The sequence below is a fragment of the Microbacterium sp. genome, from assembly GCF_035556355.1.
In the GTDB taxonomy this organism is placed as follows: Bacteria; Actinomycetota; Actinomycetes; order Actinomycetales; family Microbacteriaceae; genus Microbacterium.
Genome location: NZ_DATMFG010000013.1, coordinates 17,030 through 43,118 on the forward strand (window position 1 = coordinate 17,030; position 26,089 = coordinate 43,118).

The following is a 26,089-nucleotide window of genomic DNA, read 5'->3' on the forward strand; positions in this document are numbered from 1 at the left end:
TATCCCCGGTTCGCGCGGGCGAGAGGGGCTTGACCGCGAGCCGTGCGGGACGTGTCGTGCGACGCGCCGACCGGTGAGAGTCGCCGCGAGGCTGTAGTCTCGTCGGCGCGATGACCACGATCGACGACGCGATCCAGCGTGACCAGGTGATTCCCGACATCGACTGGCGCACCTTCCCGCCCGGCACGGTGCGCGACACGGTGTCGGCTCCGAGCGGTCCGCTCGCGCGTGCGACGCTCGGCGACCCGACCGCGCAGCGCGTCGTGCTCGTGTCGGGGTTCGCCGGATCCAAGGAGGACTTCCTCCTCATGTTCCCGCTGCTGGCCGAAGCGGGATATCGCGTCGAGTCGTACGATCTCGCCGGCCACTGGGAATCGGTCGACGCAGGGCCCCACAACCTCATCCCGCCGCGTGAGCACTACGACTACCGGCTGTTCATCGATGACCTCATCGCGGTGCTGGAGGACGGTCCGACACCCGCGCATGTGCTGGGCTACAGCTTCGGCGGCATCGTCTCGGAGCTCGCACTCGTCGAGCGGCCCGACCTCTTCTCGAGCCTCACGCTCATGTCGTCGGCGCCCGCGGTGGGCCAGGTGTTCCGCGGCGTCCGGCACATCGGGCCGCTGTCGGACGTGGACCCCCACAAGGCGGCGGGGCTGATCCTGTGGGGCATCCGGTACAACCTCAATCGGTCGCCGTCGCACCGCATCTCGTTCGTGCGCGACCGCATGGACGTCACGCGGCGCGAGGCGATCGACGACGTGGTGCGTCTCATGATGGACACGCCCGACGTGCTGGACGAGGTCGCGGCGATCGACATCCCGAAGCTCATCGTCGTGGGCGACAACGACCTGTGGCCGACCGCGCAGCACATGGAGTACGCGAAGCGCATCGGCGCGCGCATCGCGATCTATCCGACAGGTCACGCGCCGTGCGAGGGGACCCCGCACCAGGTCGTGCGCGACATGCTCGCGCTGTTCGCGGACGCCTGAGACGGCCGGTTCCGAGGCCGTCTCAGGCGTGCGGGAATAACCTTGGCACAGAGGCGTTGCACGAGTTACATTCACTTGCATAGATACGGATGCTCCGGCATCCGAGAGCGGAAGAGATCGTGAGCGACACCAGCAGCACGTGGCAGGGGATGCAGTTCGGCATCTTCACCGTGAGCGACATCACGCAGGACCCCACCACGGGCCGCACTCCGAGTGAGGCCGAGCGCATCCAGGCGACCCTCACCATCGCCAAGCACGCCGAGGAGGTCGGTCTCGACGTTTTCGCGCTCGGCGAGCACCACAACCCGCCGTTCTGGTCGTCGTCTCCTCCGACGACACTCGCCTACATCGCGGGGCAGACCGAGCGGCTCATCCTCTCGACCGCGACGACCCTCATCACGACGAACGACCCGGTGAAGATCGCCGAGGACTACTCGATGCTGCAGCACGTGTCGCAGGGTCGCATGGACCTCATGATCGGGCGCGGCAACACGGGCCCGGTGTACCCGTGGTTCGGAAAGGACATCCGCCAGGGCCTGCCGATCACGATCGAGAGCTACAACCTGCTCCACCGCCTGTGGCGTGAGGACGTCGTCGACTGGGAGGGCCAGTTCCGCACCCCGCTGCAGGGCTTCACCGCGACACCGCGTCCGCTCGACGGCGTGCCGCCGTTCGTGTGGCACGGGTCGATCCGCACCCCCGAGATCGCCGAGCAGGCCGCGTACTACGGCGACGGCTTCTTCGCGAACAACATCTTCTGGCCGAAGGAGCACTACCAGCGGCTGATCGGCCTCTACCGCCAGCGTTACGCCCACTACGGGCACGGCACGCCCGAGCAGGCGATCGTCGGACTCGGCGGCCAGGCGTTCATGCGACCGAACTCGCAGGACGCCGTGCGCGAGTTCCGCCCGTACTTCGACAACGCGCCCGTCTACGGCCACGGGCCGAGCCTCGAGGACTTCATGGAGATGACGCCGCTCATGGTCGGCTCGCCCCAGCAGGTCATCGACCGCTACGCGAGCATGCGCGAGACGTTCGGCGACTACCAGCGCCAGCTGTTCCTCATGGATCACGCCGGCCTCCCGCTCAAGACGGTGCTCGAGCAGCTCGACATCCTCGGCGGCGAGGTGGTGCCGGTCCTGCGCAAGGAACTGCAGCGCGGACGCCCCGCCGATGTTCCGGATGCCCCCACCCACGCCGCGCGTGTGAAGGCCGCCTATGGCGATGGCGAGCCGCGACAGGCCGTGCCCGGCGCGAACCGCGGCGACAACCTCACTGCGGGGTCGCCGTACCAGGACGCGCACGCGACCCGGCCGGCGGCCGCCGCCGGCGCCGCGTTCGGCGCGGCCGCGACCGCCTCCACCCGTCCGGTGAGCGAGCGAAGCGAGACGAGCCGATGACCGCCCGTCGCATCGCCGTCATCTCGGCGGGGCTCTCGAACCCCTCGTCGACGCGCATGCTCGCCGACCGGCTCACCGCCGCGACCGTCGCGGCCCTTCGACGGGCCCAGGGACCGGATGGAGAGGGCATCGAGGCGGAGGTCGACGTGTTCGAGCTGCGCGACTACGCGCATGACATCACGAACAACCTCCTCACGGGTTTCGCGCCTCCGGCCCTCGAGTCGATGATCAACGCGGTCGTCTCGGCGGACGCCATCATCGCGGTCACGCCGATCTTCTCGACCAGCTACTCGGGTCTGTTCAAGTCGTTCATCGACGTGCTCGACCCCGACGCACTCACCGGCAAGCCCGTCCTCATCGGTGCGAACGCCGGTACGCCGCGCCACTCGCTCGCGATCGACTACGCGATCCGGCCGCTGTTCGCCTACCTGCACGCCGAGCCCGTCTCGACGGGCGTGTTCGCCGCCTCGAGCGACTGGGGCGGCTCGGGCGACCAGGTCGCGTCGCTGTCGGAGCGCATCGACAAGGCCGCACGCGAGTTCGCCGTCGCGATCGCGCGCAAGAACCCGGCGACCGCATCCGATCCGTTCGACCCGGCGAGCTACCTGGGTGAGGGCCGATCGTTCGGCCACCTGCTGGGCGGCCTCGCGGGCGAGTGACGCGCGAGGCGCGATTCAGCCCAGCGCGATGTCGTGGACCGCGCGGAGAGGCCGCCAGGCGGTCTCTCCGCGCACGGTCGTCTGCGGCAGGACGTCGGCCGCCGCGAGCGGACCCGCGTCGATGCCGGCGAGCCGCTCGAGGTCGACGATCGGCGCCTGGAACGTGCGGAACCCGCCGAGCGGCGCGACCGTCAGCCCGCCCTCGCGCAGGTCGAGCAGCTCGGACTGGTCGAGCACGAATCCCGTCGCGCCCAGGCGTCCGTCGCGCGAGGCATCCGCCCACGCGACGACCTTCCAGAACCGGCGCGGGATCGCGATTCCGCGGTAGACGGGGTCGTCCTCGGCGAGCACCGGAGCAGTGAAGGCCGAGATGCGCTGGTGGGTGGCATCCGCGAATTCGAGGACATGGTCCTCGAGACCCAGCCACAGCTCCTTCGACTGGTTGAACGCGCTCGCCTGCGGAGCGGCGTTCGGATAGAAGAACGTCGCCGCCATCGCTGTGCGCGCGTCGGCGGGATCGCCCCACCCCGGATCGCGTCGGCGAACGAGGTGGCCGCGGTCGAGGTCGTTGCGCGCGTAGAGCTCGGGGCCGGCCTGCTCGTGCGCGGGGACGCGCTCGTCGAGACGCCACCGGCCCTGACGCGGAAGGTCGACCAGCGACCCGCCGTCGACGTTGACGCCTGTGACCCGTGCGAGACGCCGCCGCGGGTCGAGCACGACCGTGAAGCGCGGGTAGTCGAGCTCGCGCATCGGCTCGTCCGTGCGGGGCCGGGGGAGCGGGACCTCGATCCCGAGGAACTCCTGGTCGTACATCCGCCACCTACACGTACCCGAAGGTCACGGGGAAGACCGCGACGACGACGGCGGCCCATGCGAGGTACACCGGGAGGAACGCCGTCTGCCACGACTCGAGCGCGGCGAAGCGCTCGCGCCCGAAGACGAACCGCGTCTGCAGCCACGTCGCTCCGACGAGGTTGACGAGCAGGATCAGGTTGAGCCCCAGCGACGCGAGCTTGTTCGGGCTCGAGCCGTACTCGGCGATCCGCCCGACCATCGACACGAGGACGAGCACGTCGACGACGAGCACGCTCGCCAGCAGCACGAGCTGCAGGCGATCGAACCATTTCGGAGGCTGCAGCGGGTCGCGCGCCGACAGCGAGTACAGCAGCAGCGCGAGCGCGAAGATCACGGTGACGTCGAAGACGATGAGCAGATTGCGCTCGCCGAACACGACGGTCGTCCCGTCGCTGCCCGCGGTGATCCCCTGCACGATCCACGCGGCGATGAGCGCGAGCAGCAACAGCGTGAACAGGGGCGTGAACACCCTCGTGAGCACGGGCGCGATGTTCTCGACCACGCTCTGCTTGGCCTCGACGAGCCAGGCCGCCACGAGCACGGCGCCCGCCGCGCCGCACGGCAGGAGCCACTCGCCCACGAACGGCTGGGCGTCGATGCCGATCGAGCCGAAGACGCCCAGCGTGATCGCCGTGATGACGGCTCCGCCGAGCGCGATGAGCGCGTAGTACACGAGCCATTCGCCCGAGAACCGGATGAAGTCCATGCGCGCGCGGCTCGAGCGCCAGTCGCCACCGGCATACGCGATCCCGACGACGAGCCACATCGCCACGACGGCGTGCATCGCCGACAGGGCCTGCGTCGTGCCGTCCGGCTCGAACGGGTAGGCGTTCAGCACGACGGCCGTGATGGCGAACGGCACGAGCACCGCGACCGCGGTCACGGCGCTCGCACGCCGGCGCATGAGGAAGTGGGTCGCGAGGAACGGCAGCACGAGCACGCTCGCGTTCATGAGCGCACCGGCCGGCCCGTCGGGGAGCAGCATCGCCGCGAGCCGCACGGCCAGCGCGGCGCCGACGGCGAGGCCGAGGGCGAGCCGGAGACTCCGCGAATCGGATGCCTGGGGTGCGGCATCCGGCATCACCAGCTGCTTCCACATTCGTTCCGAATGCTCGCGTGCGAACTCCTTCGAGAGCTCGTCGAGGCGCCCCATGCGCTTCACCGCGACGAGGAACGCCTCGTCAGGGGCGAGGCCCGACGCCTGGAGCCCGTCGATCTGATCGCGCAGGTGGCTTTCGAGCTCGTCGACGTCACGCGCGATCGCGTCGCGACGCGCGACGAACTCACGCCATTGCGCGATGCGCTCCTCCAGCTCGCCTCCGGTCATGCCGACCCCTCCCGATGTGGTCATTCCGCCCAGGCGAGGTCAGCCCGCGCGCTCCCGCGGCCGTCCCATACGCGGTTGAGCGCGTCACTGACGACCTCCCATTGCCTGCGCTGTTCCGCGATCGCGGCGTGGCCGCTGGGGCTCAGCCGGTAGTGGCGCCGGCGTCGACCCGTGGGCGAGATGCCCCACGAAGCCTCGACGTAGCCGAGCCGCTCGAGTCGGTGGAGCAGCGGATACAGCATGCCGTCGCTCCACTCGAGCTCGCCCTCCGACAGCTCGCTCACGCGCTGCAGGATCGCGTACCCGTACGACTCGCCCTCGGCGAGGATGCCGAGGACGAGTGGCGTCGCGACCGCCGCGACGAGGTCCTTGCCGATGCGCACCGTGCCACCCCCAATACCTAGAACTGCTAGGTACATAGCACCACAAGGTAACACGCATCTCGCGCGCCGTCATGCGCGTCGCGGAGGCTCCTCGATCGTCCGGCGGGCGAGCAGGGCGGCGACGAAGAAGCACGCCGCGCCGATCGCCGTGCCGAAGTTCGCCATCGCCGCACTCACGAGATCTCCCGTGGCGGGCCGCACGAACGCGGCCACCGCCGACACGCCGAACGCGATCGATCCGAGCATGTTCAGTCCCGTGCCGTGCCACGTCCGCGCGTCGCGATCCCACAGCTCGCCGCGGTCCTTGGTGGCGACCACCGCGAGTGCGGACGAGACGAGGAACGCGATCGAGCCCCACGCATCCGGCCGCCATCCGGCACCCACTCTGTCGGGCTCGATGATCGCGGCGACCAGCGCAGCCCCTGTCGAGGCGTTGAACAGGAGCGTTCCGGCGAACTGGATCGCCGCCGCCCACCAGTCCGTGCGGTCGGCGCGGTTCATCCGGGTGTCGGGCGCGCGACGGCCGCTCAGCAGGAGCTGGATGAGCCCCGCCATCGTGAAGAAGATCGAACCCGCGAAGAACGTCGCGTTCGTCCAGACGGGTCCCGCCCACGATGAGTACGCCGGCAGGACGCCGACGAAGAACAGCGCGGATCCGACCGCGAAGCCCCAGGATTCGCGCCTCAGACGTCGCACACGCCGTGTGGCGCGATCGGCCGCACCGCGCATGTCAGTGATGGAACGTCGGCCCGAGGCCGGGGTGGGGCATGGGCGCGTCGAGCGAGTCGAGGAAGTAGGTCTCCTTCCGGATGTCGTCCAGGAGGCCCTCCGCGAGGTCGCGGCTGAGTCCGTTGCGGCACACGATCCGCATCACCGTCTGGTCCGACAGCTCGCCCGACAGCGGATAGGCGGGCACGAGCCAGCCCTTGATCCGCAGCCGCTCCGACAGGTGGTACAGCGTCCATTTGTCGGTGTACCCCGGCCGGAGCCGCCACGCGAAGACCGGGATGTCGGTGCCGTCGCTGAGCAGCTCGAAGGCGTCGAGCTCGGCCACCCCCGACGAGAGGTACGTCGCGACATCCTGCGACGCCTGCTGGATCGCCGTGTAGCCCGCGCGACCGAGCCGCAGGAACCGGTAGTACTGCAGCAGCACCGGGGCGCCTGGCCGCGAGAAGTTGAGGGCGAACGTCGGCATCGATCCGCCGAGGTAGCTCACGCGGAACACGAGGTCTTCGGGGAGCGCGGCCGTGCTGCGCCACACCACCCAGCCGACGCCGGGGTAGACGAGGCCGTATTTGTGCCCCGACGTGTTGATGGACTGCACGCGCTCGACGCGGAAGTCCCACTCGAGGTCGGGCTGCAGGAACGGCGCGACCATCGCCCCCGAGGCCCCGTCGACGTGCATCGGGATGTCGAGCCCGGTCGCAGCCTGGATCTCGTCGAGCTTGGCGGCGATCGCCTTCACCGGCTCGTACGCTCCGGTGTACGTCACCCCCACGATCGCGACGACGCCGATCGTGTTCTCATCCACGACGTCCTCGAGACCCGTGCCGTCCATGAGCGGATGCTCGGCGGTGACCGGCACGAGCCGCATCTCGACGTCGAAGTAGTTGCAGAACTTCTCCCAGCACACCTGGACCGCCGAGCTCATGATGAGGTTCGGCTTGTCCGCCGGCCTGCCCGCCTCGCGACGCGCGTGCTGCCAGCGACGCTTGAGCGCGAGCCCGCCGAGCATGCACGCCTCCGACGAGCCGATCGTCGACGTGCCGATGACGTCCTCGTCGTCGGGCGCGTTCCACAGGTCGCCGAGGATTCGCCAGCAGCTCTCCTCGATCGCCGCCGTGGCCGGGTACTCGTCCTTGTCGATCATGTTCTTGTCGGCCGAGTCGATGTAGAGCCGGTCGGCGTGCTCGTCCATCCACGTGCCGACGAACGTCGCGAGGTTCAGCCGCGCGTTTCCGTCGAGCATCGTCTGGTCGCGGATGACCCGGTACGCCGTCTCGGGAAGCATCGAGTCCTCGGGAAGCGTGCGGTAGCGCGCCGTCGTGGCCTCGCCTACGCGGGTGAACGTCGGCTGGAGCGCGTCGTCGTGAGTCATGCTGTCCTCCGTCGGATCGGGGACCGGCTCGCGTGCGAGTGCGCGCACGGAGCGGTGCCGATGTGCGCGGGACGGTCCTTGTGGGCGTGAACCTATTGCCCGACAGTCGGGACGTCACCGCGCAGATCGCGTGAAACCGAGTCGGATGCTCAGGAGGCGGCCGCGCCCGCGCTCGCTGTGCGACCCGTCGCGGCCATCGCGACCGTGAGCGCGATCGCGGCCCCCGCGACGACGAGCGAGAGCACGAGCCAGTCCTCGGCGCCCACTGCGCCCGAGAACGACAGGCCGACCACCGCGGCGGCCGAGATGCAGCCGATCGAGCGGGCCGTCTGGAAGAGCCCTGCGGCTTGGCCGACGATCGTGGGCGGCGCCGTGCGGTAGAGCGACTGGGTGAGCGAGATGAGCACGAACGCGTACGGGATGCCGACCGCCGCCATGAGCAGCAGCACGATCCACCACTGCGACGACAGGGCCAGCAGCGGGAGTGCGGCCGTCGCCACGACGAGCCCGCCCGCGCCCGCGAGCATCGTCCGGCGCACGCCCCACCGGTCGATGAGACGCTCGATCGGCCGCGCGAGCACGGCGTTGAACGCCGCGAGCGGCACGAGCATCGCGCCGACGATCGCCGTCGAGTACGACGCATACTCCTCGAGGTATTGCGGGATCCCGAAGAGCGTGCCGTAGAGCACGATGTTGCCGATCACGAAGAGGACGTACACCCGCACGAGCGGCAGATTCTCGGCGAGGAGCCGCAGATCGACGAAGGGCACCCGCGCGCGCAGCTCGCGCCACACGAACAGGGCGCACGCGACGACCGCGGCCGCGAGCAGCAGCCATTCCGGGGCGGTGGGGAGGGCGAGCAGGAACATGAGCATCGCGACCACGGTCGCCGCGAAGGCGAGCAGGCCGGGGATGTCGGACTCGCTCAGCGTCCGCCGGATCGGGACGTGATCGCGCGGCTCGTCGCGCGGAATGAGGATGCGCGTGCTGACGATCGCGAGCAGGGCGAGCGGCACGTTGATCCAGAACACCGCCTCCCATCCCGCGACGAGGATGAGCGCTCCGCCGACGACGGGCCCGATGGCGGCCGTGCTCGTGTCGATGAGCTGGATGCGCCCGATGACCCGGGCCGCGTCGAAGCCCCCTCGTGGAGCGAGCGAGCGCAGCAGGGCCGCGGCAGATGGGAACGCGGCGGCCGTGCCGACCGCGAGGACCACGCGCGCGACGCACACCCACTCCAGCGACGGCGCGAACGGACCCGCGGCGCCGGCGATCGCAACGATGATCATGCCGAACGTGAAGACGCGGTGGGCGCCGTACCGGTCGGCGAGGCGGCCCATGAGCGGCTGCAGCACGGCCGACGTGAGGTAGAAGACCGTGATGACCCAGGTGACGGTCGCGACGTCGACCGAGAACTCGCGGCGCAGCGTCGTCAGGGCGACCGCGATCATGCCCGAGTTCAGCGCACTCAGCGCCGTACCCGTGCACAGTGCGGCGACGATCCAGGCGGCCCCCGCGCGCGGAGGCGACTCCCGGGCCGAGGGGTCAGTCGGCAGGGTCGATCTCCCCGGCTTCGATGGCAGCCTCGCGCACCTCGAGCTCCTGGTCATCGACGTCCTCCTCGACCGACTCGAGGGGGTCGATCGTCGGCGGCGGAAGCTCCAGCTCGTCCTCGTCGTCGATCGGCACCTCGCGCTCGTCGTCGGGGATCGGCTCGTGGAAGTCGCTCATGTCACTCCTCGCCTTCAGGGGGCAGGTCGGCCGGGTCGACGTCCTCGAGGGGAGCGGCCTCGGGGTCGGCCCCGTCGAGGTCGGGCAGCTCGTCGGCCTCGTCGGAGATCTCGTGGAACGTCGGATCGAAGACCATCGCCGTGCTCCTTCGCGTCAGCCGCTCTTGCGGCGGAACTCTCGCTTGGTCACCGCGCCGTGCGTGCCGTGGATCGCCGAGTCGCCGTCGAGGTGCGCCTCGCCCTCACGGTGCTGCGCGTTCTTCTTGTCGAGTGCCTCTTTGAACTTTCGCTTCATCTCTTCGGATGCGGCGCCCGCCGGCTTGTCGTCGGTGCTCATGCACCAACCCTAGGGGCGCCGCCGCGGGGTCGCCACCTGTGCGGAAGACCCCCAGGTGGGTCCGCAGAAGCCGCACTGCTAGGATCGACGAGGCTGCCTTTGCGGCATCCGCTCAATTCAACATGAGCTTTCACGGAGCAGGCCGGCAGGAAGCTGGTCCCCTGTGGTGGGTTCCCCGACGCGACGCGGCGGGTGATCTTCTACTGGTGACCAGCGCTGGCGAATCCCGCGGCGATGCCGCGCGTCGAGATCTGCCTGTTCCTGCTCCTTCGAGAAACCCTCGCCCGGCACACGGCCGGACGAGGCTAAAAAAAGAAGGAGAGGCCTCTTGGAAGGTCCTGAAATCACGTTCGCCGAAGCCGTCCTCGACAACGGACGCTTCGGCACCCGCACGGTCCGGTTCGAGACCGGACGCCTGGCACAGCAGGCCCAGGGCGCCGTGGCGGCGTACCTCGACGAGGAGACGATGCTCCTGTCGGCCACCAGCGCCAGCAAGCAGCCCCGCGAGGGCTTCGACTTCTTTCCGCTGACCGTCGACGTCGAGGAGCGCTCGTACGCGGCCGGAAAGATCCCCGGATCGTTCTTCCGTCGCGAGGGCCGCCCCTCGACCGACGCGATCCTGGTGTGCCGCCTCATCGACCGTCCGCTGCGCCCGTCGTTCGTCGAAGGCCTGCGCAACGAGGTCCAGATCGTCGTGACGGTGCTCTCGATCGCGCCGGGCGAGTTCTACGACGCGCTCGCGATCAACGCGGCATCCGCGTCGACCCAGATCTCGGGTCTGCCGTTCTCGGGTCCGATCGCCGGCGTGCGGCTCGCGCTCGTGCCGGGTCACGGCGAGCACCCCGACCAGTGGGTCGCGTTCCCGAACACGAAGGTCCTCGAAGAGGCCGTGTTCGACCTCGTCGTCGCGGGCCGCGTGCTGGAGGACGGCGACGTCGCGATCATGATGGTCGAGGCCGAGGCGACCGAGCACAGCTGGAACCTCATCAAGGCCGGCGCCACCAAGCCCAGCGAGGAGATCGTCGCGCAGGGTCTCGAGGCGGCCAAGCCCTTCATCCGCGAGCTCGTCGGGGCGCAGAACGTCCTCGCGAACTCGGCGGCGAAGGAGATCCAGCCGTACCCCGTGTTCCTGCCCTACAGCCAGGAGACGTACGACTTCGTCGCGTCGCGCGCGTACGACGATCTCGTCGGCGTGTACCAGATCGCCGACAAGATCGAGCGGCAGAACGCCGACGACGCCGTCAAGGAGCGCGTCAAGGCGGAGCTGGTCGCCGCGGTCGAGGCCGGGGAGCTCCCGGCGGTCGCGACGGTCGAGTTCTCCGCCGCCTACAAGTCCGTTACCAAGAAGATCGTGCGTGGCCGCATCCTCACCGAGGGCGTCCGCATCGACGGCCGCGGCCTGGCCGACATCCGTCCGCTCGACGCGGAGGTGCAGGTCATCCCGCGCGTGCACGGCTCGGCGATCTTCCAGCGCGGCGAGACCCAGATCCTGGGCGTCACGACGCTGAACATGCTCAAGATGGAGCAGCAGATCGACTCGCTGTCTCCCGTCACGCACAAGCGCTACATGCACCACTACAACTTCCCGCCTTACTCGACGGGTGAGACGGGTCGTGTGGGCAGCCCGAAGCGCCGCGAGATCGGCCACGGCTTCCTCGCCGAGCGCGCGCTCGTGCCGGTGCTTCCGTCGCGCGAGGAGTTCCCCTATGCGATCCGCCAGGTGTCCGAGGCGCTCGGTTCGAACGGCTCGACGTCGATGGGCTCGGTGTGCGCGTCGACCCTCTCGCTGCTGAACGCGGGTGTGCCGCTGCGCGCCCCCGTCGCCGGCATCGCGATGGGCCTCGTGTCCGACGAGGTGGACGGTCAGACCCGCTACGCGGCGCTGACCGACATCCTCGGCGCCGAGGACGCGCTCGGCGACATGGACTTCAAGGTCGCCGGCACGAGCGAGTTCGTCACCGCCATCCAGCTCGACACGAAGCTCGACGGCATCCCGTCGTCGGTGCTGTCGGCCGCGCTGCAGCAGGCCAAAGACGCGCGTCTGCGCATCCTCGACGTCATCAACGCGGCGATCGACGGTCCCGACGAGATGGCGCCGACTGCTCCGCGTGTGATCAGCGTGCAGATCCCGGTCGACAAGATCGGCGAGCTCATCGGCCCCAAGGGCAAGACGATCAACGCGATCCAGGACGAGACCGGCGCCGAGATCTCCATCGAGGAGGACGGCACCGTCTACATCGGCGCGACCGACGGCCCGTCGGCCGAGGCCGCGCGCGCACAGGTCAACGCGATCGCCAACCCCACCAACCCCGAGGTCGGCGAGCAGTTCCTGGGCACGGTCGTCAAGATCGCGACGTTCGGCGCGTTCATCTCGCTCCTCCCGGGCAAGGACGGCCTGCTGCACGTCAGCGAGGTCCGCAAGCTCGCGGGCGGCAAGCGCGTCGAGAACGTCGAGGACGTGCTGGGAGTGGGGCAGAAGCTGCTCGTGCGCATCACGAAGATCGACGACCGCGGCAAGCTGTCGCTCGAGCCGGTGCTCGAAGAGGCCGACCAGGAGAGCCGTGCGGCTGCCAGCGTCGGCCCCGAGGCTCCTGCCGAGGGCTGATCAGGGCGTAAATCGCGGATGCCCGTCCCTCCCGTTCGCGGAGGGGCGGGCATTACCGTGCGGGGGCATGGGGCCCTGTCCGCCGAACGGGGGACGAATCGACGCACACGCGCCTCATCGTGATGCAAGCGTTATGCAATGTTTATCGTAGGTTCCCCGCAACGACCGGTCTCGTCGGTGGCCTGCCCTAGCCTGTAGTTACGTGCCGGGGGGCACACAGCATCAAAAGGTCACGATCTGTCCTCTAGGACATCGTGAGGGGGTGTGGCACATGGCTTACTTCGACGTCGAATCAAAGCGTACGGCGACGCATCTCGCAGCCGTGGCCGCGAGCGCGACGGATGCCGCGACACCTCCTGCGCCGCATCCGTCGGAACCCATCCCGGTGCAGGGTCCCGCGGTCGGCGAGGGCGTCCGCGTGCGACTGGGCGAGACGGGTCACGAGATCTTCCCGCTCATCCTCGGCGGCGCCGAGTTCGGCTGGAATGTGGATCTCGAGTCGAGTCACGAGATCATCGACGCGTTCGTCGAGTTGGGCGGCAACGCCCTGCACACCGCCGACAGCTTCTCGGGCGGCCGCAGCGAGCACATCGTCGGCCAGTGGCTGCACTCGCGCGGCATCCGCGACGACATCGTGCTCATGGTGCGCGTCGGCGGAAACCCCGACCACCCGGGCCTCGGCCCCGTGAACCTCGTGCGCGCCGTCGAATCCTCGCTCACGCGTCTGCGCACCGACCGCATCGACGTGCTCTACCTCGACGCGACGGCCGACACGACCACCGCGCTCGAAGACACGCTCGCGACCGCCGAGTGGCTCGTCGAGTCGGGCAAGGTGGGCTCACTCGGGGCGATCGGCTACACAGCCGCGCAGCTCGTCGAGGCGCGCATCTACGCGTCGGCGGGCTTCCCGCGCATCACGGTGCTCGACGTTCCGTACAACGTGCTGCGCCGCCACGAGTTCGACGACGACCTGCGGCTCGTCGCCGGCGCGCAGGGCATGGCTGTGACCCCGTCGCACGCACTCGAGCACGGCTTCCTCGCGGGTCGTCACCGCACGCGCGTGCGCGGTGCGCTCTCGGTGCGCGGCGCTCAGCTCGCGGCGAACCTCAACCGGCGCGGGAGCCGAACGCTGCGTGCGCTCGACGCGGTCGGATCCGAGCTCGGCGTGCCGGATGCCGCGGTCGCGGTGGCGTGGCTGCTCGCGCAGCGTCTCGTGACGGCGCCGATCGTGAACGCGTTCGCGCCGCAGCACGTCGAGGAGCTCGTGCAGGGCGTCGGCGTGCGCCTCAGTCGGGCACAGCTCGCCGACATCGGTCGGGCGTCCGAGTAGGTCTGCGCCCGGCTGTCCACAGCCCGCGTCGGCGAGCCGGGTCGCGCGCATCGTTGTCGTAGGGTGGAGGGGCGCCTCTGAGCGCGCAGATCCCCCCGACGAAGTGAGCTGGTGTGACGCACTACATCTACCTCGTGCGGCATGGTGAGCATCAGGACGCCGAGCACGGCCTCGCCGACGGACCCCTGTCGCCGCGCGGCCGGCGACAGGCCGCACTGCTGGCCGACCGCCTCTCCGGCGTGCCGTTCGATTCCGTGTGGCACTCGCCCCTCGAGCGCGCGAGCCAGACGGCTCACGCGGTGGCCGACCGCATGCCGTCGGTGAACCCCGAGCCGTCGGCGCTCCTGTTCGACTGCGTCCCCACCGGCATGACCCCCGAGACGCCGGCCGCATTCGAGCCCTTCTTCGGCGGCGTGACCGAGGCCGAGATCGAGGCCGGCCGCGCCCAGATGGGCGACGCCGTGAGCGAGTTCCTCGTGCGACGGCCGGGCGAGGTGCACGAGCTGCTCATCACGCACAACTTCGTCATCGCGTGGTTCGTGCGTGAAGTGCTGCAGGCGCCCGAGTGGCGGTGGATGACGCTGAATCAGGCGCACTGCGGGCTCACGGTCATCGCCCAGAAGCAGGGCCGCCCGTGGACGCTCGTGTCGCACAACGACATGGCGCACCTCCCGGTCGAGCTGCGCACGGGTCTGCCCGAGACCTACCCCGTCTGACGCACGTCAATCGAGCGTCTTCGCGTACCAGCGCGTGGCGTTCGGGTTGTCGTTGTACGGCTCGATCCGCCTGAAGCCGCTCGCCGCATACAGGCCGCCCGCCGCCTCGAGGGTGTGGTGGGTGTCGAGCACGAGCTCCGCGGCCCCCCATTCGCGCGCACGGCGCTCGAGATCCGCGAGGAGCATCCGTCCCCATCCCCGCCCGCGCGTCGCGGGGGAGAGGTACAGGTGCTTGACCTCGTAGCGGACGCCTGCAGGGCCGTCGGGAACGCGACGGATGCCGCCGCAGCCGACGGGCGTTCCGTCGTCACGCACCATCACGAACACGCCGGCGGGCGGCTCGAACGCGGCCGGATCGGGGAACACGGTGCGGTAGCCGCCGCCGGGGAAGATCTCGGCGCGGAGCGCGAAGTAGTCGGCGAGGAGGGCATGTGCTTCGGGCGAGTCGACGGATGCCTCGACGAATTCGGCCATCCCTCGATCCTAGGTCGGTCGGTCGGCGTCTCCGCGCGCGCGATTAGGCTTGACGCATGACGACGCGCGTGGCCATCGTGGGCGGAACCGGCAAGCTCGGCGGCATCATCCGCTCCGTCGTCGAGGCCGAGGACGGCTTCGAGGTGCACGCCGTGCTGTCGTCGAGTTCGACGCTCGACGAGCTCGACGGCGCCGACCTCGTGGTCGACGCGTCGTCGCCCGCGGTGTCGATCGACGTCGTCCGCGCCGCCATCGAGCGCGGCGTCAACGTGCTGGTCGGCACGTCGGGCTGGTCGGCCGAGCGCATCGCACTCGTGCGCCCGCTCGTGGCGGCCGCCGGCACCGGTGTCGTGTTCATCCCCAACTTCTCGCTCGGGTCGGTGCTCAGCACGGCGCTCGCCGCCGCGGCGGCGCCCTTCTTCCCGTCGATCGAGATCGTCGAGGCGCATCGAGAGACGAAGATCGACTCGCCGAGCGGCACCGCCGTGCGCACCGCCGAGCTCATCGCGGCGGCGCGCGGTGCGGTCGGTCCGGTGGAGTCGCCGCACGTCGATCAGCGCGCCCGCGGTCAGCAGGTCGCGAGCGTGCCCGTGCACTCGCTGCGCCGCCCGGGCGTCGTCGCGAAGCAGGACGTGATCCTCTCCGGGCCGGGGGAGTCGGTGACCATCACGCATGACACGATCGACCCTGCTCGCGCGTATGCGCCCGGCATCCGCATCGCCCTTCGCGCGGCGCGCGATGCGCAGGGCGTCCTCGTCGGCCTCGACAGCTTCATCGACCTGGGCGTCCGGGTGCCGGGCACCGTCGAGGAGCCGCCCGTCGCGGACGGGGACGTCTCGGGACAGGTCGCCGGCGTGACCCCCGCATGAGCGCGCGCATCGGCGTCTTCGTCATCGCGGCCGCGCTCGCGCTGTACATCGTGCTCGTCGGGCAGCGGGCCGTGCTCCTGCTCATGAGCGGCGACCCGGTCGGCGTCCTCATGGGCGTCGCCCTCGTCGTGCTGCCGCTCATCGCGGCGTGGGGGCTCGCGCGCGAGCTGTGGTTCGGCGTGCGCGCCGAACAGCTGGCGCGCCGCCTCGAGGGCGAGGACGCCCTGCCGACCGAGGAGGTCGGGGTGCGCCCGAGCGGGCGTGTGCTGCGCGAGGACGGCGACGCCGTCTTCCCCGCGTATCGCCGCGAGGTCGAGGAGAACCCGGAGGACTGGCGCGCGTGGTACCGCCTCGGGCTCGCGTACGACGCGGCCGGCGACCGCCGCCGGGCGCGCGAGGCCGTGCGTCGCGCGATCCGCCTCGAGTCGGTCGAGCGCCGGGCCGCGGCCGGGGGCTGAGCCGGGCCCCGAAGGCGTCGAGATCGCACGAATGACCGCGGCATGCGGCATCCGGTCGTCGTTCGCGCATCCTCGGCACGGGTAGGCGACCGGCGGGGGGTAGGGGGTAGGCGACGGGCGGGCGGTCAGGCGGAGGCGGGAACCGCGGCGGCGACCGCGTCCTCGACGCGCGGATGCATCCATGTGAAGCCGGACGCCTCGAGCTTCTCGGGCACGACGTGCATGTCCGAGGTCAACAGCGTCTCGGTCGCGTCGCGCCCGAGCACGAGCTTCATCGCCCACTCCGGCGCGCGCACCAGATACGGGCGGTTCATGCGCACCGCGAGCGAGAAGCCGAGGTCGTTGGCCGTGGCGCGCGTGGGCCCCGCGAGGTTGACGGGCCCGTCGAGACCCGCGTCGATGACGTGACGGATGCCGCGCACCGCGTCCTCGAGCGAGATCCACGGCCACGCCTGGGTGCCGCGCCCGATGGGGCCGCTCACCCCGAAGCGCGTGAGGAGGATGAGGGGCTTGAGGATGCCATCCGGGTGCACGATCGGCGCCGTCCGGACGACGGCGACCCTGGCGTACCGCCCCGCCGCGAACGCGGCCGTCTCCCATTCGCCGACCAGATCCGCGAGGAAGGAGTCGCCGCGCGGGGAGTCCTCGGTGAGCCGACGGCCGGGCGCCGTCCCGTAGTAACCCGCGGCGGACGCGGACACGAAGGGCGGCGCATCCGCCCCCAGTTCGCGCACCGCACGAGCGATCGCCTGCGTCGGCGTGATGCGCGACCACAGCAGGGTGTTCTTGTACTTCCCGGTCCACGGGAAGCGGCCGATGCTCGCGCCGTTGAGCCCGACGACGGCGTCGGCGCCCTCCAGCACGGCGGGGTCGAGCGGCTCGGCGCGCGTGAGCCACTCCACCTCATCCGGATGCTCGGCGGGACGCCGGACGAGGCGGGTCACCGCCACGCCGTCCGCGCGGAGGCTGTCGGCGAGCGCGCGCCCGATCAGGCCGGACGCGCCGCCGATGACGACGCGCCGGCCACGATCGGATTCAGGCAAGCGTCGCCTCGAGGGTGATCTCGATGCCCGCGAGCGCCTGCGACACGGGGCATCCGGCCTTCGCCGCCTGCGCGATGCGCTCGAAATCCTCGGGCTCGATGCCGGGAACCACCGCGTTGACGTTGAGGTGGCTGCCGGTGATGCCGGTGCCCGGCTTGAACGTGACGGATGCCGTCGTGTCGATCGACTGCGGGGGAGTGCCGTTCTGCGCCAGCTCGTGCGACAGCGCCATGCTGAAGCATGACGAATGCGCCGCGGCGATGAGCTCCTCGGGAGTCGTCGTGGAGTTCGACCCCTCGCTGCGGGCCTTCCAGTTCACATCGAACGTGCCGGTGCCGGAAGAGACCAGGGTGACCGTGCCCTGGCCGTCGGCAAGGCTGCCCTTCCAAGCGGTGGTGGCTTCGCTCGTGACGGTCATCGGTACCTCCTTGTCGCCGGCACCCGCCATTCGGACGCCGTTCCGTCAGCCTAGCCACGCGGCAGGCGCGATGCGACGACTTGACGCGGTGTCGTCAGGCCGTGGCGCGCTCGCGGCCGACCAGGCCCATGCGCTGCAGGAGAAGGTAGAGCTGGCACCCCAGGCACAGTCCGAACACGGCGTTGAGGAACGCCGCGACGAACGCCATGGCGGCCGCGATCGGCAGCGCCCACGGCACTCCGACGAGGTGCAGCACGAGGCCGATCGACGTCACGAGCAGACCGACGCCCTGCGCGAAGCGAGGCGGGCGCGGGTCTTCGAGCTCGGTGGGCGGGCTCAGGCGCGGCTGCACCGCCTTGCGGTAGAGCACGCCCCACGGCGCGGTGCGCGGTGAGAGCACGCCCCACAGGAACAGGAGCGCGATCACGAGCAGCAGGAGGAACGCGGGGTCGAGGACGCGCTGCGCGATGGACGCGTAGCCGATCGCCCACTCGGCCCCCGGCACGAACGTCGCTTCGGCGAGCGGCTGATACGCGAACCAACCGGCGTCCGCGCGCGCCGTCGACAGCCCGGTGAGACCCAGGAGCACGTCGACGAGCAGCAGCACGCTCGTGATGCCCGCGGCGAACCGGGGTCCTCGGGGGTCGATGCCGCGGGCGGGGGCGTCAGACATGGGTGGCCGTCTCCGAGGTCAGGCGTGCGAGCTCGAGCTCGAGCACGTCGCGGTTGGGGGCGCCGCCGAATCGGGTCTGGACAGCGCCGTTGCGGTCGAGGATGAGCGTGGTGGGGGTCTGCAGCACGTGGAAGTGGCGCGCGATGTCGGGCCGGTGCGTCAGGTCGATGTCGAGGTGGCGCACGCCCTCGTGGGCGGCGGCGACCGCGGCGAGCGTGCGGTGCACTCCGGGGCAGCGCGCGCACAGCTCGGTGGAGAACTGCAGCAGCGTCGCGTTCTCGCCGAGGCCGTCGGCGCCGAGGCGCTCGGGCTGCACGATCTCGTGCGGGATGTGGCGGCGCGGGCGGTTCTGACGCCAGCGCAGGAAGACGCCGAGGGCGACCGTCGCCGTGAGCAGCACGGCGAGGCCGACGAGAGCGCTCACGAGATCCACAACGAGCCAGGCTAACTGCAATCACCTGAATAGAGGCCGGATGCGGCGCAATGTGACGAAAGCCGCGTCACACGACGCCCGCCGTCGCTCCTCTGCGATGGGGGTGGGCGCGGCTAGTGTGGCAGGCGTGACCGACGAAGCCATCACCGAGCCAGAGATCGAGTTCCGCAGCGACGTCACCGTCGAGATCGTACGCGCGAGCGCGTCCGATTCCGACGTGCTGTTCGCCGCGCGCGTGTCGACGATGGGCGAGCAGACGCTCGAGTCCGCGGCGGCGGGCACCGAGGCATCCGCTCGCGATCGCGGCCTCATCAACTACCTCATGCGCGACCGCCATGGATCGCCGTTCGAGCACAACTCGATGACGTTCTACGTGCAGGCGCCCATCTTCGTGTTCCGCGAGTTCATGCGGCACCGCATCGCGTCGTACAACGAGGAGTCCGGTCGATACCGCGAGCTGCGCCCCGTGTTCTACGTCCCCGCGCCCGACCGGCGGCTCGTCCAGGTCGGCAAGCCCGGCGCGTACGAGTTCCTCGAGGGCACGCCCGAGCAGGCCGCGATCGTCGACGAGACGACGCGCGAGGCATCCGTCCACGCGTTCCGCGCGTATCAGCGGATGCTCGACGCCGGCGTCGCGCGCGAGGTCGCGCGCATCGTGCTGCCGCTCAACATCTACTCGTCGATGTACGTGACGATGAACGCGCGCTCGCTCATGAACTTCCTCTCGCTGCGCACGAAGGTCGAGGGCACGCACTTCCCGTCGTTCCCGCAGCGCGAGATCGAGATGTGCGCCGAGAAGATGGAGGCGATCTGGCGCGAGCTCATGCCGCTGACGCACGCCGCGTTCAACGCCAACGGGCGCGTCGCGCCGTAGTCGAGGAGCCGGATGCGACAGGAGGAGATGTGACGACAGCGCTCATCACCGGCGCCGGCTCCGGCCTCGGCGCCGAGTTCTCCCGGCAGCTCGCCGCGCGCGGCGCCGACCTCGTGCTCGTCGCGCGCGACCGCGAGGCCCTCGAGGAGCTCGCGGCGCGGCTGACTTCGCGTTACGGCGTGCAGTGCGAGGTGCTCGTCGCCGATCTCGCGAAGCCCCGGCAGCGGGCGAAGGTCGTCGAGCGCATCGTCGACGAGGAACGGCCCATCGAAGTGCTCGTCAACAACGCGGGGTTCGGCCTGCCGCTCGCGTTCGAGCGCAACGACATCGAAGACGAGGCACGGCACCTCGCGGTGCACGTCGAGGCGCCCATGCGGTTCATGCACGCGGCGCTGCAGTCGATGCTCGCGCACGGTCACGGGCGAATCATCAACGTCGCCTCGGTCGCCGCGTTCACACCGCGCTCCACCTACGGCGCCGTCAAGGCGTGGATCGTGAGCTTCAGCCGCTGGGCGAACACCGCGTACCGACCGCGCGGCGTGACCGTCACGGCGGTGTGCCCCGGCTACACGCACACGAACTTCCATGAGCGCGCGGGGCTTCCGCCGGGACAGGAGGGCGTGCCGTCGTTCATGTGGCTCGACGCGCCGGCGGTCGTCGGCCAGGCGCTGCGCGATTCGGCGCGCGGCAAGGCGGTGTCGATCCCGTCGCTGCGCTACAAGGCGATCGTCGCGGTGTCACGGATCCTCCCCGCGGGCATCGTCGCGTCCGCAGCGCGGCGCGGCCGCTGAGCGCCGCCGAAGCAGGCCGGAACGAGGAACGGCCGCCCCTCGGAAACCGATAACCTGAACTCCATGACGCATACGGGCAACCCCTTCGGACAGGTGCTCGTCGCGCTCGTCACCCCCATGACGGCCGACGGCGAGGTCGACTGGCCCGCCGTCGAGAAGCACATCGACGACGTCATCTCGGCAGGAGCCGACGGCGTCGTCGTGACCGGCACCACGGGCGAGACCTCGACGCTCACCGACGCCGAGAAGGTCCGGCTCGTGGAGGTCGGCAAGGACGTGGCATCCGGCCGCGCCAAGATCATCACGGGCGGCGGCTCGAACGAGACCGCGCACGCGATCGAGCTCTACAAGGCGAGCGAGCGCGCGGGCGCCGACGGCATCATGATCGTGACGCCGTACTACAACAAACCCACGCAGGCCGGCATCCTGACGCATTTCCGGCTCGTCGCCGACGCGACCGACCTCCCGGTGATCCTGTACGACATCCCCGGCCGCACGGGGGTGCCGATCGCCTACGAGACGATTTTGCGTCTCGCGAAGCATCCGAACATCCTCGCGATCAAAGACGCCAAGGGCGACTTCAGCGAGGTCAGCCGTGTGCTCAACCAGACCGACCTCATGTACTTCTCGGGCGACGACGCGAACGTGCTCCCGCACCTCGCGATCGGCGCGACGGGGCTCATCGGCGTGACCGCGAACATCGCGGCCCAGCCGTACCGCGAGATCGTCGACGCCGTGAACGCGGGTGACCTGCACCGCGCGACGGCCGCGCACAAGAAGCTCGAGCCGCTCGTGCGCGCGGTCATGACGCACGTGCCCGGCACCGTCTCGGCGAAGTACATCCTGCACGGCCTCGGCCGCATCGGCAGCCCGCGCGTGCGACTGCCGCTCGTCGGACCGGAGGAGTGGGAGGCCGCGATCATCGAGGACGAGCTCGCGCTCGTGCGCGACGTCCCCGGCGTCGACTTCTCGAACTTCCGCCCCGATCGCAACGCCGCCGCGGGCGGCGCATTGCCGAAGGTCTCCGGCACGACGAGATGAGGGCGGTCCGTCGGGCGCGCAGCGCCCGGTGACGCGAAAGGCGGATGCCGCGTGGCATCCGCCGAGGAAAGGCGATCGGAAGGCGATCAATGCCCAACACCGTGTACGACCCGCCGGCTCTTGCCCAAGGCACGCTGCGCGTCACGCCGCTCGGCGGGCTCGGCGAGGTCGGCCGCAACATGACGGTCTTCGAGTACGGCGGCAAGCTGCTCGTGGTCGACTGCGGCGTGCTCTTCCCCGAAGAGCACCAGCCGGGCGTCGACCTGATCCTGCCCGACTTCGAACCCATCAAGGAGCGCCTCGACGACATCGTCGGACTCGTGCTCACGCACGGCCACGAGGATCACATCGGGGCCGTGCCGTACCTCCTCAAGCTCAAGAGCGACATCCCGATCCTGGGCTCCGGCCTCACGCTCGCGCTCACCGAGGCGAAGCTCAAGGAGCACCGGATCAAGCCGTACACCCTCACGGTCGCCGAGGGGCAGCGCGAGAACGTCGGGCCGTTCGACCTCGAGTTCATCGCGGTGAACCATTCGATCCCCGATGCGCTCGCGGTCGCGATCCGCACGCCGGCGGGCACCGTGCTCGCGACCGGCGACTTCAAGATGGACCAGCTCCCGCTCGACGGGCGCCTCACCGACCTGCGCGCGTTCGCGCGCCTCGGGGAGGAGGGGGTCGATCTCTTACTGCCCGACTCGACGAACGCGGATGTCCCGGGGTTCACCCCGCTCGAGCGCTCGATCGGACCCGTGCTCGACCAGGTGATCGCGAAGGCGCCGCGGCGCGTGATCGTCGCGAGCTTCGCGAGCCATGTGCACCGCGTGCAGCAGGTGATCGACGCGGCGTACGCGCACGGCCGTCGCGTCGCGTTCCTCGGACGCAGCATGGTGCGCAACATGACGATCGCCGAGGAGCTCGGGTACCTCAACGTGCCCGAGGGCGTGCTCATCGACTACAAGCAGGCGCGCGAGCTGCCCGACGACCGCATCGTCTACATGTCGACGGGGTCGCAGGGCGAGCCGATGGCCGTGCTGTCGCGCATGGCGAACCTCGACCACGAGATCGAGCCCGGTCCGGGCGACACCGTGATCCTCGCGTCGAGCCTCATCCCGGGCAACGAGAACGCGGTGTACCGCGTGATCGACGGCCTCACGAAGCTCGGCGCCAATGTCGTGCACAAGGGCAACGCGAAGGTGCACGTCTCGGGCCACGCGGCCGCGGGCGAGCTGCTGTACTGCTACAACATCCTGCAGCCGCGCAACGTGCTGCCCGTGCACGGCGAGTTCCGCCACCTGCGTGCGAACGCCGCGCTCGCTCAGGACACCGGCATCGCGCCGGAGCGCACGATCATCGGCGAGAACGGCACCGTGGTCGACCTGCGCGACGGCCAGGCATCCGTCGTGGGTCAGCTCGACCTCGGCTTCGTGTACGTCGACGGCTCCACGGTGGGCGAGATCACCGAGGCGGACCTCAAGGACCGCCGGATCCTCGGCGAGGAGGGCTTCATCTCGGTGATCGTCGTGGTCGATGCCGCGACCGGCAAGATCATCTCGGGTCCCGAGATCCACGCGCGCGGCTTCGCAGAGGACGACGCGGTGTTCGACTCGGTCAAGCCGAAGATCGCCGCCGCGCTCACCGAGGCGGCGCAGTCGGGCGTTCGCGACACGCACGCGCTGTCGCAGGTCGTGCGGCGCACGATCGGTCGCTGGGTCAACCAGTCGCTGCGTCGGCGTCCCATGATCGTTCCGCTCGTCATCGAGGCGTAGCCCCCTCGGATCCGCGCCCTCCGGAGCCCGCGCGGTGCGCCGCGTGGCTACCGGGCGATGTCGTCCGGCGCGCTTACGGTGGAATCTATGGCCAGGAGCACCAGCCCGACCACGAACGGTCGTGCGCCCGCGAAGGGATCGTCTTCGCGCGCGTCGAAGTCCTCCGCGGGCTCGAAGGGCGACGCCCCCACGAAGGCCGCGCGCTCCGCGCCGGCTCCGAGGCGGTACGTCGGCGAGCCCGAGCGGCCGCCGGTGATCGTGCGGCTGTGGCTCGGCCTCGCCCATGCGACGGGTGCGCTGTTCCGCGCATTCGGGCCCGAGACGCTTGAGAAGGAGCAGCGTCGGGACGGCTTCCCGCTGCTGCTCGTGCTCCTCGCGGTCGCCGGCGCGATCGTGGAGTGGTTCTTCATCGGCAACGACGTCGCGGGCACGATCAGCGACTACACGGCGGGCGCGCTGGTCGGTCGCGAGGCGTTCGTGCTGCCCGTGCTGCTCCTGCTGCTCGCGGGCTGGATGTTCCGGCATCCGTCGTCGGTGCACGACAACGGGCGCATCGGAATCGGCTTCGGCCTGCTTCTGTGGACGATCGCGGGCTTCTGTCACGTCGCGGGCGGTCGCCCGCAGCCGCCCCAGGGGCTGCCCGCGCTCAGCGAGGCAGGCGGCCTGTTCGGCTGGATGATCGGCGAGCCCCTCGCGCTCGGCCTCACCGACATCGGGGCGTACATCGTGCTGTCGCTGCTGGCGGCGCTGAGCGTCCTCATCATCACGAAGACGCCGCCGAACCGCATCGGGCGCCGCCTGGGCGAGCTGTACACGTGGATGTTCGACGCCGAGCCGCGCGCGGTCGACGACGCGGCATCCGACACCTCGACCGAGTCGGACGACCCGTCGCTGCCGTGGTGGCGTCGCAACAAGACCGGGCGCGAGAAGGACCCTGACGAGGGGTCGATCCCGAGCGATCTGACCGAGCTCCTGCCGCCGGGTGCGTCGGAGGGCGGGTTCGAGCAGGCGGTCACGCCTCCGGTGATGCCGGATGCCGCGACCGAGGTCATCGTGCCGTCGGCGCCGCCCGTGCCGTCGACCGGCAAGAGCGGCACGGCGCTCGTCGACGACTCGGCCGCGCCGCACGACGACGGCACGCTGCCCGGGCTGTCGGGGCTCGGAGGCGACGGTCCGCGTACGCCGCCGTCGACGCCGTACCGCCTGCCCTCGGTGTCGTCGCTCGCGGCGGGGACGCCGCACAAGGCGCGCTCGCAGGCCAACGACGACACCGTGCGTGCGATCACGGGCGTGCTCGAGCAGTTCGGCGTCGACGCGCGTGTGACCGGCTTCTCGCGCGGTCCGACGGTGACGCAGTACGAGATCGAGCTCGGCCCGGGCGTCAAGGTCGAGCGCATCACGGCGCTCACGAACAACATCGCGTACGCCGTCGCGTCGAACGAGGTGCGCATCCTCGCGCCGATCCCCGGCAAGAGCGCGATCGGCGTCGAGATCCCGAACACCGACCGCGAGATCGTGACGCTCGGCGACGTGCTGCGATCGGATGCGGCGCAGCGGTCGACGCATCCGATGACCATCGGCGTGGGGAAGGACGTCGGCGGCGGCTACGTCGTGGCGAACCTCGCGAAGATGCCCCACCTGCTCGTCGCGGGCTCCACCGGCTCCGGCAAGTCGAGCTTCGTGAACTCGATGATCACGAGCCTGCTCATGCGCGCGAAGCCGTCCGAGGTGCGCATGGTGCTCATCGACCCCAAGCGCGTCGAGCTCACGAACTACGCGGGTGTGCCGCATCTCATCACGCCGATCATCACGAACCCCAAGAAGGCGGCCGAGGCGCTGCAGTGGGTCGTGAAGGAGATGGACATGCGGTACGACGACCTCGCGTCGTTCGGATTCCGCCACATCGACGACTTCAACCGCGCGGTGCGCGCGGGCGAGGTGAAGGTGCCTGCCGGCAGCGAGCGGGTGCTCAAGCCGTATCCGTACCTCCTCGTCGTCGTCGACGAGCTCGCCGACCTCATGATGGTCGCGCCGCGCGACGTCGAGGAGTCGATCGTCCGCATCACGCAGCTCGCGCGTGCGAGCGGCATCCACCTCGTGCTCGCGACGCAGCGTCCGAGCGTCGACGTGGTGACGGGTCTCATCAAGGCGAACGTGCCCTCGCGCCTGGCCTTCGCGGTCACGAGCGTCACCGACTCGCGCGTCATCCTCGACCAGCCCGGCGCAGACCGGCTCATCGGACAGGGTGACGGCCTGTTCCTGCCGATGGGCTCGTCGAAGGCGATCCGCGTGCAGGGCGCGTGGGTGAGCGAGCCCGAGATCGAGAAGGTCGTCGCGCACGTGAAGGGCCAGGCTCTGCCCGAGTACCGGCCGGACGTGCAGACGGTCGCCGCGAAGAAGGAGGTCGACGCCGACATCGGAGACGACCTCGATCTGCTGCTCGCGGCGGCCGAGCTCGTCGTCTCGTCGCAGTTCGGCTCGACGTCGATGCTGCAGCGCAAGCTGCGCGTCGGGTTCGCGAAGGCCGGCCGGCTCATGGACCTTCTCGAATCCCGCGAGATCGTCGGTCCCTCCGAGGGCTCGAAGGCACGCGACGTCCTCGTGACGGTCGAGCAGCTTCCGACGGTGCTCGCGCGCCTGCGCGGTGAAGACGTTCCCGACGAGCCCGCCGCCGGCGGGGGAGCGGATGCCGAAGCCGACGACCGGTACGACGGCGACGCCGTCGACCGCCAGTTCGACGGCTACCCCACCGAGGAGGCCGGCAGCGACGAGGACGCGTGGGGGCTCACGGGGCGCGACTGACGCTGTTCGCGAGCG

General features: G+C 70.3%; 27 protein-coding genes. 13 read left to right on the forward strand and 14 right to left on the reverse strand.

Translation table 11 applies throughout. The features are described 5' to 3' along the window. Positions 1–110: 110 nt before the first annotated feature. From VNR19_RS02315 to VNR19_RS02325, 3 genes are all read left to right on the forward strand, one after another. Positions 111–992 (forward strand): alpha/beta fold hydrolase, encoded by an 882-nt coding sequence (locus tag VNR19_RS02315; RefSeq protein ID WP_325723490.1) that lies wholly within the window; start codon positions 111–113, stop codon positions 990–992. Positions 993–1,141: 149 nt separating this feature from the next. Beyond that, positions 1,142–2,392 (forward strand): LLM class flavin-dependent oxidoreductase, encoded by a 1,251-nt coding sequence (locus VNR19_RS02320; protein WP_325723632.1) that lies wholly within the window; start codon positions 1,142–1,144, stop codon positions 2,390–2,392. Further along, positions 2,389–3,051 (forward strand): FMN reductase, encoded by a 663-nt coding sequence (locus VNR19_RS02325; RefSeq protein ID WP_325723492.1) that lies wholly within the window; start codon positions 2,389–2,391, stop codon positions 3,049–3,051. Before VNR19_RS02320 ends, VNR19_RS02325 begins: the two co-directional genes overlap by 4 nt. 15 nt (positions 3,052–3,066) lie before the next feature. On the opposite strand, the gene VNR19_RS02330 is transcribed toward VNR19_RS02325, so the two are convergent. The 9 genes from VNR19_RS02330 to VNR19_RS02370 all read right to left on the reverse strand — a co-directional run bounded on the left by VNR19_RS02330 (position 3,067) and on the right by VNR19_RS02370 (position 9,781). Beyond that, complete coding sequence (locus VNR19_RS02330; protein WP_325723494.1) at positions 3,067–3,864, reverse strand: DNA/RNA non-specific endonuclease; 798 nt, start codon at positions 3,862–3,864, stop codon at positions 3,067–3,069. Between the two features lie 7 nt (positions 3,865–3,871). Then, the gene (locus VNR19_RS02335; protein WP_325723496.1) at positions 3,872–5,257 is read right to left on the reverse strand and encodes a permease prefix domain 1-containing protein; all 1,386 of its coding nucleotides are present in this window, start codon (positions 5,255–5,257) and stop codon (positions 3,872–3,874) included. Continuing rightward, a complete protein-coding gene (locus VNR19_RS02340; RefSeq protein ID WP_325723497.1) occupies positions 5,254–5,616 on the reverse strand; it encodes a PadR family transcriptional regulator in 363 nt (120 codons plus the stop codon). Before VNR19_RS02340 ends, VNR19_RS02335 begins: the two co-directional genes overlap by 4 nt. A 69-nt stretch (positions 5,617–5,685) precedes the next feature. After that, positions 5,686–6,345 (reverse strand): hypothetical protein, encoded by a 660-nt coding sequence (locus VNR19_RS02345; protein WP_325723499.1) that lies wholly within the window; start codon positions 6,343–6,345, stop codon positions 5,686–5,688. A 1-nt stretch (position 6,346) separates the two neighbouring features. Further along, positions 6,347–7,714, reverse strand: coding sequence for a glutamate decarboxylase (gene gad, locus VNR19_RS02350; protein ID WP_325723501.1), 1,368 nt, complete (start codon positions 7,712–7,714; stop codon positions 6,347–6,349). 149 nt (positions 7,715–7,863) lie between these two features. Then, positions 7,864–9,324: an MFS transporter gene (locus VNR19_RS02355; protein ID WP_414684112.1), complete on the reverse strand. Its 1,461-nt coding sequence runs from the start codon at positions 9,322–9,324 to the stop codon at positions 7,864–7,866. Then, positions 9,260–9,445, reverse strand: a complete 186-nt coding sequence (locus VNR19_RS02360; RefSeq protein ID WP_325723503.1) for a hypothetical protein — start codon at positions 9,443–9,445, stop codon at positions 9,260–9,262. The genes VNR19_RS02355 and VNR19_RS02360 overlap by 65 nt, the downstream gene beginning before the upstream one ends. A 1-nt stretch (position 9,446) precedes the next feature. Further along, positions 9,447–9,581 (reverse strand): hypothetical protein, encoded by a 135-nt coding sequence (locus tag VNR19_RS02365; RefSeq protein ID WP_325723505.1) that lies wholly within the window; start codon positions 9,579–9,581, stop codon positions 9,447–9,449. A gap of 17 nt (positions 9,582–9,598) precedes the next feature. Next, on the reverse strand, positions 9,599–9,781 hold the full coding sequence (locus VNR19_RS02370) for a DUF5302 domain-containing protein (RefSeq protein ID WP_325723507.1): 183 nt from the start codon (positions 9,779–9,781) through the stop codon (positions 9,599–9,601). Positions 9,782–10,109: 328 nt separating this feature from the next. Between VNR19_RS02370 and VNR19_RS02375 the strand changes: the two genes are divergently transcribed. From VNR19_RS02375 to VNR19_RS02385, 3 genes are all read left to right on the forward strand, one after another. Continuing rightward, positions 10,110–12,386, forward strand: a complete 2,277-nt coding sequence (locus VNR19_RS02375) for a polyribonucleotide nucleotidyltransferase (protein ID WP_325723509.1) — start codon at positions 10,110–10,112, stop codon at positions 12,384–12,386. Between the two features lie 271 nt (positions 12,387–12,657). Further along, positions 12,658–13,716: an aldo/keto reductase gene (locus tag VNR19_RS02380; RefSeq protein ID WP_325723513.1), complete on the forward strand. Its 1,059-nt coding sequence runs from the start codon at positions 12,658–12,660 to the stop codon at positions 13,714–13,716. A 113-nt stretch (positions 13,717–13,829) separates the two neighbouring features. After that, positions 13,830–14,432 (forward strand): histidine phosphatase family protein, encoded by a 603-nt coding sequence (locus VNR19_RS02385; protein WP_325723515.1) that lies wholly within the window; start codon positions 13,830–13,832, stop codon positions 14,430–14,432. Between the two features lie 6 nt (positions 14,433–14,438). On the opposite strand, the gene VNR19_RS02390 is transcribed toward VNR19_RS02385, so the two are convergent. Next, the gene (locus tag VNR19_RS02390; RefSeq protein WP_325723517.1) at positions 14,439–14,906 is read right to left on the reverse strand and encodes a GNAT family N-acetyltransferase; all 468 of its coding nucleotides are present in this window, start codon (positions 14,904–14,906) and stop codon (positions 14,439–14,441) included. Between the two features lie 56 nt (positions 14,907–14,962). Here VNR19_RS02390 and dapB point away from each other — a divergent pair, with 56 nt between their 5' ends. Then, positions 14,963–15,775: a 4-hydroxy-tetrahydrodipicolinate reductase gene (gene dapB, locus VNR19_RS02395; RefSeq protein WP_325723519.1), complete on the forward strand. Its 813-nt coding sequence runs from the start codon at positions 14,963–14,965 to the stop codon at positions 15,773–15,775. Beyond that, entirely contained in the window at positions 15,772–16,233 is a 462-nt protein-coding gene (locus VNR19_RS02400) for a tetratricopeptide repeat protein (protein ID WP_325723521.1), read from the forward strand. The genes dapB and VNR19_RS02400 overlap by 4 nt, the downstream gene beginning before the upstream one ends. Positions 16,234–16,358: 125 nt before the next feature. On the opposite strand, the gene VNR19_RS02405 is transcribed toward VNR19_RS02400, so the two are convergent. The 4 genes from VNR19_RS02405 to VNR19_RS02420 all read right to left on the reverse strand — a co-directional run bounded on the left by VNR19_RS02405 (position 16,359) and on the right by VNR19_RS02420 (position 18,800). Further along, complete coding sequence (locus tag VNR19_RS02405) at positions 16,359–17,276, reverse strand: TIGR01777 family oxidoreductase (protein ID WP_325723523.1); 918 nt, start codon at positions 17,274–17,276, stop codon at positions 16,359–16,361. Further along, complete coding sequence (locus VNR19_RS02410) at positions 17,269–17,694, reverse strand: OsmC family peroxiredoxin (RefSeq protein ID WP_325723525.1); 426 nt, start codon at positions 17,692–17,694, stop codon at positions 17,269–17,271. The genes VNR19_RS02405 and VNR19_RS02410 overlap by 8 nt, the downstream gene beginning before the upstream one ends. 94 nt (positions 17,695–17,788) lie before the next feature. After that, positions 17,789–18,367 (reverse strand): DUF4395 domain-containing protein, encoded by a 579-nt coding sequence (locus VNR19_RS02415; RefSeq protein ID WP_325723527.1) that lies wholly within the window; start codon positions 18,365–18,367, stop codon positions 17,789–17,791. Then, a complete protein-coding gene (locus tag VNR19_RS02420; protein ID WP_325723529.1) occupies positions 18,360–18,800 on the reverse strand; it encodes a TlpA family protein disulfide reductase in 441 nt (146 codons plus the stop codon). Before VNR19_RS02420 ends, VNR19_RS02415 begins: the two co-directional genes overlap by 8 nt. A gap of 127 nt (positions 18,801–18,927) precedes the next feature. Between VNR19_RS02420 and thyX the strand changes: the two genes are divergently transcribed. The 5 genes from thyX (at position 18,928) to VNR19_RS02445 (ending at position 26,074) form a co-directional block, all read left to right on the forward strand. Further along, positions 18,928–19,674 carry an FAD-dependent thymidylate synthase gene (gene thyX, locus VNR19_RS02425; RefSeq protein ID WP_325723531.1) on the forward strand — a complete coding sequence of 249 codons (747 nt, stop codon included), beginning with the start codon at positions 18,928–18,930 and terminating at the stop codon, positions 19,672–19,674. 29 nt (positions 19,675–19,703) lie between these two features. Continuing rightward, positions 19,704–20,465, forward strand: coding sequence for an SDR family NAD(P)-dependent oxidoreductase (locus VNR19_RS02430; protein ID WP_325723532.1), 762 nt, complete (start codon positions 19,704–19,706; stop codon positions 20,463–20,465). 63 nt (positions 20,466–20,528) lie between these two features. Beyond that, positions 20,529–21,506 carry a 4-hydroxy-tetrahydrodipicolinate synthase gene (gene dapA / locus VNR19_RS02435; RefSeq protein WP_325723534.1) on the forward strand — a complete coding sequence of 326 codons (978 nt, stop codon included), beginning with the start codon at positions 20,529–20,531 and terminating at the stop codon, positions 21,504–21,506. An 89-nt stretch (positions 21,507–21,595) separates the two neighbouring features. Beyond that, positions 21,596–23,272, forward strand: coding sequence for a ribonuclease J (locus tag VNR19_RS02440; protein ID WP_325723536.1), 1,677 nt, complete (start codon positions 21,596–21,598; stop codon positions 23,270–23,272). A gap of 87 nt (positions 23,273–23,359) precedes the next feature. After that, complete coding sequence (locus VNR19_RS02445; RefSeq protein ID WP_325723538.1) at positions 23,360–26,074, forward strand: DNA translocase FtsK; 2,715 nt, start codon at positions 23,360–23,362, stop codon at positions 26,072–26,074. Positions 26,075–26,089: the final 15 nt, after the last annotated feature.